The organism is Sphaerisporangium corydalis (assembly GCF_025506355.1).
GTDB classification, from domain to species: Bacteria; Actinomycetota; Actinomycetes; order Streptosporangiales; family Streptosporangiaceae; genus Sphaerisporangium; species Sphaerisporangium corydalis.
Genome location: NZ_JANZYP010000010.1, coordinates 38,320 through 51,969, shown reverse-complemented (window position 1 = coordinate 51,969; position 13,650 = coordinate 38,320). Strand labels below are relative to the sequence as shown.

Annotated in this window: 13 protein-coding genes and 2 tRNA genes; 5 read left to right on the top strand and 10 right to left on the bottom strand. The window is 70.0% G+C overall.

Annotation, left to right across the window (positions count from 1 at the left end; genetic code table 11):
• Window positions 1-115: 115 nt before the first annotated feature.
• The gene (locus NYZ98_RS10010; protein ID WP_262842304.1) at window positions 116-1,315 is read right to left on the bottom strand and encodes a cytochrome P450; all 1,200 of its coding nucleotides are present in this window, start codon (window positions 1,313-1,315) and stop codon (window positions 116-118) included.
• 123 nt (window positions 1,316-1,438) lie between these two features.
• On the opposite strand from NYZ98_RS10010, the gene NYZ98_RS10005 reads away from it, so the two are divergent.
• The 4 genes from NYZ98_RS10005 to NYZ98_RS09990 all read left to right on the top strand — a co-directional run bounded on the left by NYZ98_RS10005 (window position 1,439) and on the right by NYZ98_RS09990 (window position 6,718).
• A complete protein-coding gene (locus NYZ98_RS10005) occupies window positions 1,439-2,119 on the top strand; it encodes a TetR/AcrR family transcriptional regulator (RefSeq protein ID WP_262842303.1) in 681 nt (226 codons plus the stop codon).
• A gap of 249 nt (window positions 2,120-2,368) precedes the next feature.
• Window positions 2,369-2,539: a hypothetical protein gene (locus NYZ98_RS10000; RefSeq protein WP_262842302.1), complete on the top strand. Its 171-nt coding sequence runs from the start codon at window positions 2,369-2,371 to the stop codon at window positions 2,537-2,539.
• A gap of 390 nt (window positions 2,540-2,929) precedes the next feature.
• Entirely contained in the window at window positions 2,930-5,800 is a 2,871-nt protein-coding gene (locus NYZ98_RS09995) for a helix-turn-helix transcriptional regulator (RefSeq protein WP_262842301.1), read from the top strand.
• A 351-nt stretch (window positions 5,801-6,151) separates the two neighbouring features.
• On the top strand, window positions 6,152-6,718 hold the full coding sequence (locus tag NYZ98_RS09990; protein WP_262842300.1) for a TMEM165/GDT1 family protein: 567 nt from the start codon (window positions 6,152-6,154) through the stop codon (window positions 6,716-6,718).
• Between the two features lie 783 nt (window positions 6,719-7,501).
• On the opposite strand, the gene NYZ98_RS09985 is transcribed toward NYZ98_RS09990, so the two are convergent.
• From NYZ98_RS09985 to NYZ98_RS09950, 8 genes are all read right to left on the bottom strand, one after another.
• Window positions 7,502-8,713 carry a UDP-N-acetylmuramate dehydrogenase gene (locus NYZ98_RS09985; RefSeq protein ID WP_262842299.1) on the bottom strand — a complete coding sequence of 404 codons (1,212 nt, stop codon included), beginning with the start codon at window positions 8,711-8,713 and terminating at the stop codon, window positions 7,502-7,504.
• Window positions 8,714-8,994: 281 nt separating this feature from the next.
• Entirely contained in the window at window positions 8,995-9,363 is a 369-nt protein-coding gene (locus tag NYZ98_RS09980; RefSeq protein WP_262842298.1) for a hypothetical protein, read from the bottom strand.
• A gap of 69 nt (window positions 9,364-9,432) precedes the next feature.
• The gene (locus tag NYZ98_RS09975; RefSeq protein ID WP_262842297.1) at window positions 9,433-9,861 is read right to left on the bottom strand and encodes a MaoC family dehydratase; all 429 of its coding nucleotides are present in this window, start codon (window positions 9,859-9,861) and stop codon (window positions 9,433-9,435) included.
• Between the two features lie 3 nt (window positions 9,862-9,864).
• Window positions 9,865-10,314 carry a MaoC family dehydratase N-terminal domain-containing protein gene (locus tag NYZ98_RS09970; protein ID WP_262842296.1) on the bottom strand — a complete coding sequence of 150 codons (450 nt, stop codon included), beginning with the start codon at window positions 10,312-10,314 and terminating at the stop codon, window positions 9,865-9,867.
• 409 nt (window positions 10,315-10,723) lie between these two features.
• Window positions 10,724-10,888: a 50S ribosomal protein L33 gene (rpmG, locus tag NYZ98_RS09965; RefSeq protein WP_203881979.1), complete on the bottom strand. Its 165-nt coding sequence runs from the start codon at window positions 10,886-10,888 to the stop codon at window positions 10,724-10,726.
• Window positions 10,889-10,966: 78 nt separating this feature from the next.
• Window positions 10,967-11,040: transfer RNA gene (locus NYZ98_RS09960), tRNA-Met, on the bottom strand.
• 216 nt (window positions 11,041-11,256) lie between these two features.
• Window positions 11,257-11,329 (bottom strand) — tRNA-Thr (locus NYZ98_RS09955).
• 206 nt (window positions 11,330-11,535) lie between these two features.
• Window positions 11,536-11,754, bottom strand: a complete 219-nt coding sequence (locus tag NYZ98_RS09950) for a transposase (RefSeq protein WP_262842295.1) — start codon at window positions 11,752-11,754, stop codon at window positions 11,536-11,538.
• Window positions 11,755-12,042: 288 nt separating this feature from the next.
• Here NYZ98_RS09950 and NYZ98_RS09945 point away from each other — a divergent pair, with 288 nt between their 5' ends.
• Window positions 12,043-13,011 (top strand): SPFH domain-containing protein, encoded by a 969-nt coding sequence (locus tag NYZ98_RS09945; protein WP_262842294.1) that lies wholly within the window; start codon window positions 12,043-12,045, stop codon window positions 13,009-13,011.
• A gap of 81 nt (window positions 13,012-13,092) precedes the next feature.
• Here NYZ98_RS09945 and NYZ98_RS09940 read toward each other — a convergent pair whose 3' ends face one another.
• Entirely contained in the window at window positions 13,093-13,581 is a 489-nt protein-coding gene (locus tag NYZ98_RS09940; protein WP_262842293.1) for a MarR family winged helix-turn-helix transcriptional regulator, read from the bottom strand.
• Between the last annotated feature and the right edge of the window lie 69 nt (window positions 13,582-13,650).

Here is a 13,650-nt window from a genome sequence, read left to right as displayed (position 1 = left end):
GATTGTTCCAAACCGGGCCACCCGCCGAGAGGTCAGACGACATTTCAGCAAATGTCGCCCACAGCCCCCCGCCCGGCCTCGCGCCGGGCGGAGAACCGGCGAGGGAAAGGGACTCTCACCAGGCCACCGGCAGGGACTCCACCCCGTACACCACCGAGAACGACCGGAACGGGATCTCCTCGACCGGCACGGCCAGGCGCAGCGAGGGGAAACGCTTCAGCAAGGCCGGGAAGGCGATGCGCATCTCCATCCGGGCCAGGGGCGCGCCCAGGCAGTGGTGGATACCGTGCCCGAAGGCGAGATGCGCCGCCAGCTCGCGGGCCGGGTCGAATTGGTCGAGGTCCTCCCCGAACGCGGGATCGCGGTTGGCCGAGGGGATCGAGAGCATCAGCGTCTCGCCCGCCTTGATCTTCTGGCCGGACAGTTCGACGTCCACCTTGGCGGTGCGGGGGACGACCGTGTGGACTATGGACAGATAACGCAGCAGCTCCTCCACGGCCTGGTCGACCTGGTCCCCGTCGCGCACCTGCGCGAGCTGGTCAGGGTTGAGCAACAGCAGGAGGGTGCCCAGCCCGAGCATGTTGGAGGTGGTCTCGTGACCGGCGATCAGCAGCAGGTCGGAGACGCCGATCAGCTCGGCGTCGCTGATCTGGTCGCCGTGCTCGCGCACCAGCATGCCGATCATGTCGTCGCCCGGGTTCGCCCGCTGCCGCGCCACCAGCTCGCCCATGTACGCCTGCGACTCCGCGATCACCGCCACCCGCTCCTCCAGGTCGGCGAAGACGTTCAGCCGGGCGCTGCTGCGGCGCTGGAAGGCCTCCCGGTCGCCGTACGGCACGCCGAGCAGCTCGCAGATGACCAGCGAGGGGATGGGCAGCGCGAAGGACTTCACCAGGTCGGCGGGGGGACCGGCGTCCTCCATCGCCTGGAGGTGCTCGGCCACGATGGCCTCGACGCGCGGCTCCATCCGCCGCATCCGCCGCATGGTGAACTCGGGCGTGAGCAGGCGCCTGAGCCGGGTGTGGTCCGGCGGGTCGTACCCGATGAGCACGCCCGACACGGCCCGCCTGGACGCCTGCCCTTCGGGCTCGGATCCGGGCGCGAAGGGGGACCGCATCTTGTTGCTGAAGCGGGAGGCGTCCCCCAGCACCTCGCGTACGTCCTCGTACCGGGTGATCAGCCAGGCCTCGCGGTCGAGGCCGAAGACGGACTGGATGAGGCTGACCGGCTCCTCGGCCCGCAGCCGGGCCAGCTCGGGGACGGGGTCGAAGCGGTCTCGCCTGATATGGGTCGGCGCGAGCGGGGTTTCGGTCATCGCCCGGTTCCTTTCGTGAGGCGGACGTGCCTGGCGTCGGTGCCAAGGACGGGTTCCACTGGGTGACCGTGCGCTTCGAGGCTACCACAAGTGATAGTTCACTATCTGTTAGGATCGTTCACGATGGACAGCACCACCGGCCCGCGCCCGCTACCTGAGGCCGCCTCCGCCCGGCCGCCTCTCCCTGAAGGCGGCACCACCGGCCCGCGCCCGCTCCGGGCGGACGCGGCGCGCAACGCCGAGCGGCTCGTGCGCGCGGCCCGCGACGCCTTCGCCGAGTCGGGCATCGACGTCCCGCTCGAAGAGGTGGCCCGCAGGGCCGGGGTCGGCGTGGCGACGCTCTACCGGCGCTTCCCCGGCAAGGAGGAGCTGCTCCAGGCCGTGCTGGAGACCTGCTACGCCGAAGGTGTCGAGCCCGCGATCGTCAGGGCCCTGGCCGACGAGGACCCGTGGCGGGCCCTGGTGACCGTGCTCGAAGCCGCCCTGACCATGGCCGGCGAGGAGTTCGGCATCCTGCAGGCCGCCAAGGGGCCCGCCACCCTCACCGCCGGCCTCAAGTCGCGGTTCTTCACCGCCCTGTCCACCGTCGTCGAACGCGCCCAGCGGGCCGGGCTGGTGCGGGCCGACCTGCACAGAGACGACCTGCCCCGGCTGGTGTTCATGCTGGTCAGCACGCTGCGGCTGGCCGAGCGGCCCGCCGACGGCTGGCAGCGCTACCTGGCGCTGGTGCTGGACTCCCTGCGCCCCGCCTCGGCCACCCCGCTGCCGCCCGACACCGGGCTGACGGCCACCTGGCTGACCTAAGTACCCCCCTACCCGCGCGTCCCGGGCCGCAGGGCCGTGACCAGCGGAAACACCCTGACCCACGGGCGGCCTAGGCATGATCCGGAGGGTGTGCCTAGGCGCCGCGCCCGCGTCTAAGGCACAAGGCGGGGGTCGTAGGCGGTCCTAGGACGAGGTACCCCAGGAGATAAGACATCCGCCCGATGTGGACATGGGGGCCTTAGCCGGATTCTTGAGTTATCAGCAGAAACAACCTCAAGGAGAACCGAGATGGCCCCCGAGATCCACTACCAGCTCATCACCAGCCGAGTGGCCGAACTGCAGCAGGAGGCGGCCGACCACAGGCTCGCACGCCTCGCCGTCAACGGCAAGAACAAGGAGTCCGGGGAGCGCTCGCACCCGCGTCTGCGCGCCGCCTTCGGCAAGCTCCGCACCTCGTGATCGCGCTCCGTCAGGTTCGCACCGCCCGCCGGCACCGCGCGGAGCGAACGAACTCCTGGAGTCCGGGGTATCCCTCGTCCGCACGGACGAGCCCCGGACGGTCCCGGTCCTTCCCGACCGGAACCGAAAGTGCCCTTGACCGCACGTCCGGGCGGCGAGACCCCCTGGACATGGGTCGATCCCATCGGGAAAGACCCGGGGCGGTGACGCCCGGCCGGAACCTCCCTCCCGGCCGGGCCGCCCAGCCACCCTGAGCCGACCGGCCCGCAGCGCCGGTCGGCCAGGGGCCGTTTCCCGACCCCTACGGCGGCGAAACGGACCGCTTATGCGCTGATAAATAGGGCGATCGATGTAATGGGTCATGACATGCTTGCAGACATGATGGGTCGGATGGTCAGTCCGGTTTTCGTAGGACGGGAAGCAGAGCTCAAAACACTCTCCGACGCTTTCGAGCAGGCACGCAAGCAGGCCGCGTCCGCCGTGCTCCTCGGTGGTGAGGCCGGTGGTGGCAAGACCCGTCTGGTCACCCGTTTCGCCGAGGACGCCGCCTGCATCGGGGCGCACATCCTCATCGGCGGATGCGTGGAACTCTCCACGGAAGGCCTCGCCTACGCGCCGTTCACCGCGGCCCTCCGGCAGCTCGTCAAGGAGATGAGCGCCGCCGAGGTGGCCGCGCTGCTCCCCGACGGCGCCGCGCGCGACCTCGCGCGGCTGCTGCCCGAGTTCGGCGAGCCGAGCGGCGACCGAGAGACCGACACGGGCCGGGCCCGCCTGTTCGAGCAGTTCCTCACCCTGCTGGAGCGGCTCGCCGAGCGCCGCTCGGTCATCTTGGTGATCGAGGACATCCACTGGGCCGACCGGTCCAGCCGCGACCTGATCGCCTTCCTCAGCCGCAACCTCAGGACCGCGCCGGTCCTCATGATCATGACGTACCGCTCGGACGAGCTGCACCGCCAGCACCCGCTGCGCCCGGTGCTCGCCGAGCTGAGCCGGGTCGAGGGCGTCGTACGGCTGGACCTGCCCCGGCTGAGCGAGAGCGAGGTCGCCGCCCAGATCGCCGGGATACGCGGTGGCGTGCCCGAGTTCGCCTGGGTCACGCACGTGTACCAGCGCAGCGAGGGGATCCCCCTGTTCGTCGAGGCCCTGGTCGAGCGCGACGACGACTGCGGCTTCCCCGAGTCGCTCCACGACCTGATCATCGGATCGGTCGAGCGGCTGCCCGAGGAGACCCAGCGGGTGCTCCGCATCGCGGCGGCCGGCGGCAACCGGCTCGGCCACGAACTGCTCGCGGCCGTCACCGACCTGTCCGACGTCGACCTCGAGAACGCCCTGCGGCCGGCCATCGCCGGCAACGTCATCCAGGTGTCCGACGGGCGGGCGTACGTGTTCCGGCACTCCCTCATCCGCGAGGCCGTGCACGACGAGATGCTGCCCGGCGAGCACAACCGCATCCACGCCCGGTTCGCCGAGGAGATCGACCGCGACCGCAAGCTCGTGCCCCCCGGCCGGGCCGCCATCGAGATCGCCCATCACTGGTTCTCCGCCCGCGACCACCACTGGGCGCTCATCTCCGCCTGGGAGGCCGCGGGCAAGGCGGTCAACGCCTTCGCCTACACCGAGCAGATGCAGCTCCTCGAGCGGGTGCTGTCCCTGTGGGACCGGGTCCCCGACGCCGCCGAGCGCATCGGCGCCGACCACGTCACCGTGCTGGAGATGGCGTCGGAGGCCGCGATCATCAGCGGTGACACCGACCGCGGCATGAAGTTCGTGAAGGGCGCGCTCGCCGAGCTGGACGAGAACACCGAGCCCGAGCGCGTCGCCCACCTTCTCGTCCGCCGGGCCCAGCTCAAGGTGGACAAGGGCCGCAGGGGCGGCCTCGACGACCTCCGGTACGCCGAGCGGCTGGTGCCCGGCCCCAGCGCCACCCGCACCCGGGTCCTCCACCGGCTCGGCTCGTTCCTGATGTTCACCAACCAGACGGTCGAGGGCACCGCCCTCACCGAGGAGGCGCTCCAGATCGCGCGCGGCATCGGCGACGACCGCCTTGAGGCCGAGCTGCTGACCAACCTGGCGCTCGGGCAGTCCCTCGCGGGCGACCTGGAGGCGACGCTGCAGACCAACGAGCGGGCCGTCGCGATAGGCGAGAACCTCCGCTCGGCGCAGATCGTCCTGCGTGCCATGGCCAACAACGTGGACGCGCTCAACAACCTCGGCCGCTCCCAGCAGGCCGTGGACCTCGCCCTGGAAGGCGAGGCGCTGGCCAAGAAGTACGGCCGCTACCGCGTCTCAGGGATGTTCACCGCCAACAACCGCGCCGAGGCCCTCGAAGCGCTCGGCCGGTGGGACGAAGTGGTCGAGGTCGTCGAACACGCCCTGACCATGGACCCCGTCCCGAGGACGCGCGAGCACCTCCTCCGGGTCCGGTGCGAGATCGCGGCAGGGCGCGGGGAGGTCGAGCTTCTGGAGCGCCTGCTCAGCGAGGTCGGCGCCCTGCACGGCGAGCCCCAGGAGTACGCGCAGGAGTGGATGACCAACGTCCGCCTCGTCGTCGAGCTCCACCTGCTCAAGGGCGATCCGTTCGAGGCGCTCAAGGCCTCGGACGAGCTGCTCTCGCCGACGGGGAACGCCCACTCCAGCAAGGCCATGCTCGGCTGGCGGGCCATGGCGCAGAACCGGCTGGTCTGCGACGCGGCGGCCACGGCCGCCCCCGATGCCGCGCGGGCCGTCCGGGCCAGGGCGGACGCGCTGGTCGCGACCATGACCTCCGACGGCCCGGTCGCCGAGGCGTACCGGCTGATGTGCTCAGGCGACTTCGACGCGGCGGCCTCGGCCTGGGAGGTCCTCGGGCGGCCCTACCCCCGGGCCGTGTCCCTCACGCAGGCCGCCGCGACGGCGGCCAGGCTGGGCGACCGGGAGGGGGCGTCGGCGCGGCTGCGCGACGCCTACCCCATCGCCGACGCGCTCGGCGCCCGCCCGCTGATCACCGAGATCGAGACCCTGTGCCGGCGCGTCGGCGTCAGCCTCGCCACCGCCCCCGTGCCGTCCGGCGGGAACGGCCTGGCCAGTGCCGACCTGACGCCTCGGGAGCTGGAGGTGCTCCGGCTGGTGGCCCTCGGGCGGTCGAACCGGGACATCGCGTCGGAGCTGTTCATCTCCGCGAAGACGGTCAGCGTGCACGTCTCCAACATCCTGGGCAAACTCGGCGTCTCCACCCGAGGCGAAGCCTCCGCCGCCGCCCACCGCCTCTCCCTCCTCACCTGACCCCCCGCACCATCCAGCTCGCGGATTTTTACCTGGTGCGCGGTGCCCTGCGAGCACGGGGTTCCGGCCCGCCACGTCGCGACACGAGCGTCCTTTACCCGGTCTTGCCGGAAAGCTGGCTGGAGCGATCCGTTAAGGTTGGAGTGAAACACCGAAGGGGAGTAGTCCCAATCGCGTGATCGACATGCTGGCGAAAGCCCGGTCGCGCGGGCCTCGATTCCGAGGCGGACGAGACCTTCGGTCCGGCAGCAGTTGCACGATCACGCTGCCGGGCCGAGGTCGACGCACCCCGAACTCCCTCAGGTGCCCGCTTCCCGGCCCGGTCGCACGACAAGGAAGGGCGACCCCCCTGTGGAAGCGTTCTGGATCAGCCTCGCCGTCGTCTTCGTGGCCGAACTGGGTGACAAGAGCCAGCTCATGGCCATGACGTTCGCCACGAGATTCAGGCCATGGCCGGTGCTCGCGGGCATCACCGTCGCCACGGCGGTGGTCCACCTTTTCAGCGTCGGCCTCGGCGGGCTCATCGGCGACGCGCTCCCGACGACCGCCATCGCCATCGCGGCCGGCATCGCCTTCCTCGGTTTCGCCGTGTGGACGCTGCGGGGTGACGAGCTGAGCGACGACGAGTCCAGGAAGGCACAGCGCACCACGGGCAGCGCGCTGGTCGCGGTCACCGTGGCGTTCTTCCTCAGCGAACTGGGCGACAAGACCATGCTCGCCACGATCACGCTGGCGACGCAGCACGGCTGGTTCGGCACCTGGATCGGCTCCACCGTCGGCATGGTCGCCGCCGACGCGCTGGCCATCCTGGCCGGCCGACTGATCGGCAAGCACCTCCCCGAGAAGGTCATCCGCTACGGCGCCGCCGCCGCCTTCGCCATCTTCGGCCTCCTCCTCCTAGCCGAACCCCTCCTCTGACACCTTGCCGCTCCCTCACGGAGACCCTGCTCAACCCTCGATCGCGAGATCTCCGCTCGGCGCCGAACTGGCGGGAAATGGAACGGCGAATCCGGCGCCCTCTTCGGCGCCAACCCACCTGAAAAGGTCCTCGCCTTCGGCTCGGGCAGTTTCCAAAGGCCTACCGGCCCTACCGATCCCCCCACTACACCAAAGACCTACCAGCCCAACCAGCCCACGACACTCCAAGGCCCGACCGCCTAGCCCGCCCCACCGACCCCGTTCATGTCGCGCCTACCCCCTGCTTCACCATCAAAGGTCCTCGCCTTCGGCTCGGGCAGTGTTCTCCACGGCCTACCGGCCCTCTTGACCACCGAATCAATAGCGCTCTACCTGCCTGCCGGGAACAAAGGCTGGGTTCGGCAGACGTGCTCCGGTCGATCACCGTAGTTCGGCGCCGAATTGACCGTGCCACTTCCCACCGCATCGGCGCCGAACAAGAAACCCACGATGCCGAGTGGGGATCAGCCCGGCGCGAACGGGTCGGGGCGCAAGGGACGGTGGGGCAGGAGGGGTAGAGGAGCGGAAGCGGTGGAAGAGGTGGAGGGGGCGCGGAAGGGTGGGGAAGCGGACACCAGCCATGCCGGGAGGCCCTAAAAACTGCCCGAGCGAAGCGAGGACCTTTACCGACCGGGCCCGGCGACCTACAGCGTCCACGCCCCTCCCGACCTCTGGCCCGGCGCCCCTCCGCCTCAGCGGTTCGTTGGGGCGCCGAGGGAGTGGGGAGTGGTACGGCGATTGGTGTTAGAGGTGGAGGCCGATCATCACGGGTTCGTTGACCAGGGTGACGCCGAACTTGGTGTCGACGCCTTCCACGACCTCCCTGGCGAGGGCCAGCAGGTCGGCCGCCGTCGCCGGGGCGCCGTGCGGGCCAGCGTGCAAACCGCCGTGCGGGCCAGCGTGCGGACCCGCGTGCGGACCGGGCGGGTGGCCCTGGGTGTCGGTGTGAGCGTGGGGCTCGATGGCTGGGGCGGCCCTGGTCTGGGATTCGGGGTCGGTGGGAAAGCCGGTGAGGTCCAGGCCGCCCGGGTTGGTCAGCGCCAGTGTGTGCTTGGTGGAGATCCGCGCCGGGCCGCGCCGGTAGCCCTTGGGGAAGCCCGCATGTTCGATCAGCCAGGCCGCGGGCACCTTCACCGCGCCCCCCGGCACGGCCCAGCGGGGGAACCCCGGGGCCCGGCGCTCCAGCTCGGCCGCCTCCGGCGCGGTCAGGATCGGGTTGGTGAAGAACGAGCCGGCACTGCAGGTGTCCGGGTCGGCGGCGTCCAGGACCATGCCCTTGCCCCGGCGCAGGGCGAGCACGGCCGTACGGGCCTCGCGCAGGGTGACCCTGTCGCCGATCTCGACCCCGAGCCTGGCCGCCAGCTCCGCGTACCCAACCGGCCCCGATCTGACCGACCTCTCCAGGGCGTAGGTCACCGACACCACCACGTAGCGGGCGAGATCCGCCTTGAAGGCGCTGTGCCGGTAGGCGAAACCGCACTGCCCGGCGTCGAGGTCGAGCAGCTCGCGCGCCTGCCGGTCGTACACCCGCACGCCGACGACGGTCTGTGAGACATCCTGCCCGTACGCGCCGACATTCTGGATCGGGGTCGACCCCACCAGGCCCGGGATACCGGACAGGCACTCGATCCCGGACCAGCCCTCGGCCACGGCGCGGGCTACCAGGGCGTCCCAGTCCTCCCCCGCCTGCGCGGTCACCACGACCCGGTCGCCGTCGTCCCTGACGTCCACTCCTCGCGAGGTGACCCGGATCACCAGGCCGTCGAACCCCTCGTCGGAGACCATCAGGTTGCTGCCGCCTCCGAGGACGAGCACCGGCTCGCCCACGCGGTCGGCGTCCGCCACCAGCGCGACGAGCTCCTCGCCCGAATGGGCCTCGGCGAAGGCGCGGGCGGGCCCGCCCACTCTCAACGTGGTGTACGGCGCGAGCCGCACCCCTGCCACACGGTCAGCCATGCACCTTCCCCAGCGCGTACGGATCCGGCGGACGAACCCGAAGGATGAACCAGAAGAACGATCTAGATGGACGAACCCCGCGGGCGAGCCCGGCGGTGGCGAGCCCGGCGCGCGAACACCACGCGCCGGCCCTCAGCCTAGACCGACCCCCGGCCCTCCCGCAGAGACGGTCGAACGCCTGGACCGACCTCGGCCGTCCCGTCGGGACGGTCAAGGAGATCGGCCAACCTCGGTGGCCCGTCGATCGTCCGGGCCGGCCTCGGCCGTTCCGTCGGGACGGGTCAGTGATTGACGTTCGGGCGGCGCAGGTCGCGGGCTCGGTCGGCGGGCGAGCGGGATTCGCGCTCGTGGTGGTCGGCCTCGGCGTCCTTGTGATCCTCGTGTACCGGCACGTCCTTCTCTTCCGCCGACCCCGACTTCTCGGCCTTCGACACCGGCGTCTCGGCTTTCCCGGCCGATTCGTCGTTCTCCGCCGGAGGGACGGCGATCTCCTGGTCCAGCCGCGACGTCGCGAGGCTCGAATCCCAGAGCACCTGGGAGGCGATCACGTTCTCCGGCCCCGCCTCCGCGCGGGTGCCCTCGCCGACGTCCGGCCTGGTCTCCGCACGCTGATCAGCGGCTACGCGTTCCTGCTTCGACGGCTCGTTCATCCCGCCCCCGTACCCAGCTCACACGGAAGCATTCAGGCAGCGCCGGGACACGGGCTCGCGCGGGGACGGTCAGGCGAGGCGGACGGTCGCGCGAGCCTTGGACAGGACGCGGGAGTCGCCGGACCTGGCGGTGAGCGCGACGATCACGCGATTGTCGTCCAGTTTCTCCTCGACGACTCCGCTCACCGTGATCACCGCCCCGTCCTCGTTGTCCGGGACGACCACCATGGAGGAGAACCGGACGCCGAAGTCCAGGACCGCCCCCGGGTCGCCCGCCCAGTCGGTGACGAACCGGCCGGCCTCGGCCATGGTGAACATGCCGTGCGCGATCACGTCCGGCAGGCCGACGGCCTTGGCGAACCGCTCGTTCCAGTGGATCGGGTTGAAGTCCCCCGACGCCCCGGCGTACATGACCAGGTTGACGCGGTGGACGGCGTATTCGGCGGCGGGGATCGCGTGGCCGATCTCGACCTCGTCGTACTTCACGGTCGCGGTCATGGGTTACGCCGCCCCTCCGCGCTCGATGATGGTGTTGTAGGTCTTGCAGACCGGCTCGCCCTGGAGGGTCGTGACCTCGCTGGTGACCGTCAGCAGCTCGTTGCGGCCGACGCTGCGGATCTCGGTGATCGTCGAGGTGCACAGCAGCTCGTCACCGGCGTAGATCGGGCGCTCGTACTCGAAGCGCTGCTCGCCGTGCACCACCATCGCGAAGTCGAGGCCGAGTTCGGGGTCGGCGAGCGCCTCTCCGGCGCCGGAGAGGCTGAACACGATGGGGAACGTCGGCGGCGCGACGACGTCGGGGTGGCCCGCCGCCTTGGCGGCCTCGGGATCGCGGTAGATCGGATTGTGGTCGCCGATCGCGGCGGCGAACTCTCTGATCTTGACGCGGGCCACCTCGTAGGAGGTGGACGACGGGTACGTCCGTCCGACGAAATCACGGTTCAATGCCATCGTGCCGGTGCCCTTTCGGAAACGCGAAGCTGAGCCCTCTCGGAACGCGCAGCTGACGAGCCCGACGGTAACAGAACAACGTTCGGCAGTCGCCGACGAACGCGTCACGGCACGGATCGGCTTCCCTCGCACGGCAGGACGGCCGGGTTCGTCGCATGGCAAAGCGGATCATCCCGCGTGACATGACGAACCGGCTTCCCGCGTCGTGAAGATCTTCCCGCAGCGAACGTCGAATCATCGGACGTCGAAACGAGATCGGCCTTGCCGCGTGGAAGGGCGGATCAGCTTTCCGGGGGTAGAACGCCGATCGCGCGCCTGGCCCGAGAACGGCCAAGCGCGCCGCGCAGCGGGCCTTCCGGCAGGGGCAGGTCGGTGCCCGGCCGGGTGAGGAGCCGCCGGCAGTACTTCCCTAGCGCGTCTCGCGGTGCGCCTGGTGGCACTTGCAGTTGGGGCAGTACTTCTTCAGCTCAAGCCGGTCCGGGTCGTTGCGCCGGTTCTTCCGCGTGATGTAGTTGCGGTGCTTGCACTCCTGGCAGGCCAGCGTGATCTTCGGCCTAACGTCGGTGGCAGCCACGTGGGAGTGCCTTTCTACGTTTGGGACACATGGACAACCCGAACCGGCCACTCTTCACAGAGGGACCGGGCAGGGTAGTAGCGGAGGCCGGACTTGAACCGGCGACACAGCGATTATGAGCCGCTTGCTCTGCCTGACTGAGCTACTCCGCTTCAGGGCCGGTGAACTCGACCGGCCTCTAGAGGATACCTGACCTGTACGACGATCGCGTACGCGGTTTCGCGTGCCCGATCTGGGCTGGGTGCTCCCAGTATGCCTGATCGCTGGGCCCCCGCAATTCCCCATTTCAGGCGACTGGTCTGCACGCGCCGATACCCACAAGCGAAAAGCCCCACCCGACAATCCGGGAGAGGGCATTTACGCTGTCGAGCCCCTTTACGGAATCGAACCGTAGACCTTCTCCTTACCATGGAGACGCTCTGCCGACTGAGCTAAAGGGGCCGGTCTCGCTCGCGTTCGCGTCACCGCGCCGCGCTGCGGACAGGTGTAACCATACACGGACCCCGCGACCGATGCGAATCAGAACGCCCATCCGGGAACCCTTATGGGGACCCCACTGTGGGTGCCCCCAGGCCTGTCCGCGAGCGGCCTGGCAGGAGCCGCCGCCGGACGTGCGAAGACGCCCGGCGCGGACCCGTCGTCAGCGATCAGCGGAGCGCTTCCTGCCGCCCGCGCGGGGAACGGCTGCCGAACGGCACCGTGATCACCTCGCACAGCTCGGCGAGGTTCACGAACTGACGGAGTTCGTCGATGCTGAAGCAGTCGACCACGAGTTCGCCGTGCCGTCGGAGGCGGAGCACCTGGCGATCACCACGCGTCGCGGGTGTGATCTCGTAGCCGTCAGGCCCGACCCAGCGCGTCTCCATAGCGGGACAGATTATGCCCAATCCCCATAGGTGTCAGGAAGTGACACGCATCGCTATGACACCAAACGTCCCGCCAGCGGCACCAGGCCCACTGACCTGCGACGTGATCCCCCGTGACCTCGGTTCCACCGTATCGGGCGGCCCCACCCGCACGCGCCCGTTCGCCAGAAAGACCGTAAGTAAATGGTCATATCAGGGGCTTGTCGTATTGTTCAACGAAATCTACCTTGAAGGGAGATCATACGACGAAGCCCACCCCTTCGGCACGAGCGGTTCTAGGAGGCACCGATGTCATTACGCCCCACCTTGATCTTCGTCGCCGTCGCGACGGCGCTGGTCACGGCCATCGTCACCCTGTTCGGCCTGTTCGGCGGCTGGGAGAGCACCAACGGCGGGGAGGTGGCGGTCGTCCGCGACGGCGGCCCGCTCGACGACAACCTCGTCCGCCAGGTGATCGACCCCGCGTCGGGCGTCACGTGGACGGGCTGGTGGTCGGAGGTGCACAAGTACCCGGCCCAGCAGCGGTTCTACACCATCACCGCCGACCCCAAGCGCAGCACGCTGCTCGGCGTCGACGTCGTGACCGTCCCGAGCGGCGACGGCGTCAACATGGGCATCGAGGGGACGCTGTACTTCACGCTCAACCTCGACCACGACACCCTGAAGCTGTTCGACGACAAGTTCGGCACCCGCCGCTTCCGCGGCCAGGACAACGAGATGCGCTACCCCTACGACGGTGAGGAGGGCTGGTCCAGCTTCTTCGGCCAGGCCATCCGGCCGGTCGTGGACAACGCCCTGCGCAGCCAGATCGGGGTGTTCCGCTGCGCCGAGCTCGTCTCCTCCTGCGCCTTCGTGGAGAACGGCGCGGCCCAGAAGCCGGTGCGGCTGGCGCCGCAGGACAACAACGCCAACCTCATCAAGGTCCAGAACGCCGTCAACAGCACGCTGGAGCGCGACCTCCGGCAGATGCTGGGCGCGAACTTCCTGATCGACCTGCGCTTCAACCTGGTCAAGGTCTCGCTGCCGGCCCAGGTCCAGGCCTCGGTCGACCGGGCGCAGGCGGCCTTCGCCGGAGTGGCCGAGGCCCAGGCGGCCGTCGCCCAGGCCCGCGCGCAGGCCGACGCGAACAAGGCACGGCAGGACGGGTACGACCGGTGCAAGACCTGCGCCGAGATCGAGAAGCTCAAGGCGCTCCCCCAGGGCATCACGGTCTACGCGCCGGGCAACAGCGGCGGCGTCGCCCTCCCCACCAAATGACCCACCGCTCTCCCCACCAAATGACCGACCGTCCACACCGCCGGCAGGTACGCGGTGTGGACGGACGGGCCGTGCGAGGTGTCAGTCCAGTTTGTCGGCCAGGGCGTTGAAGCGGGCGAGCATCTGGCCGAGCTGCCGCACGTCCTTCTCGGGCCAGGTGCCGAGCAGCGCGTAGAAGCGCTTCTGCCGGGCCGAGCGCGCCCGGTCGAGCCGCTCGCGCCCTTCGGTGGTGAGCCCGAGCAGGTGGGCGCGGCCGTCCAGCGGGTCAGGCTCGCGCCCGATCAGGCCCAGCTCCGCGAGCACCTTGAGCTGGCGGCTGATCGTGGCCTTGCCGACGCCGAAGTAGGCCGCCAGGTCGCTCGGCCGGGCGGGCGCCGCGTCCCCGATGCGGACCAGGAGCCCGTACGCGCCCGGCTCCAGCTCGGGATGCACCTGGCGTCCCATCTCGGCGGACAGGGCGCGGGAGCGCCGGAAGAGGACGCCGAGCTGATGCTCGACCGCGCAGTACGCCTCGTACTCCTCGATGGGGACCGACGCGTCGACGGGCGCCACCGTCTGGGTGTCAGACATCATTCCGCCTCCTCCTCCCCTCAGTGTCGGGCACGCCCGGCCCCCACGTGACCCGTAACCGGCGGCATT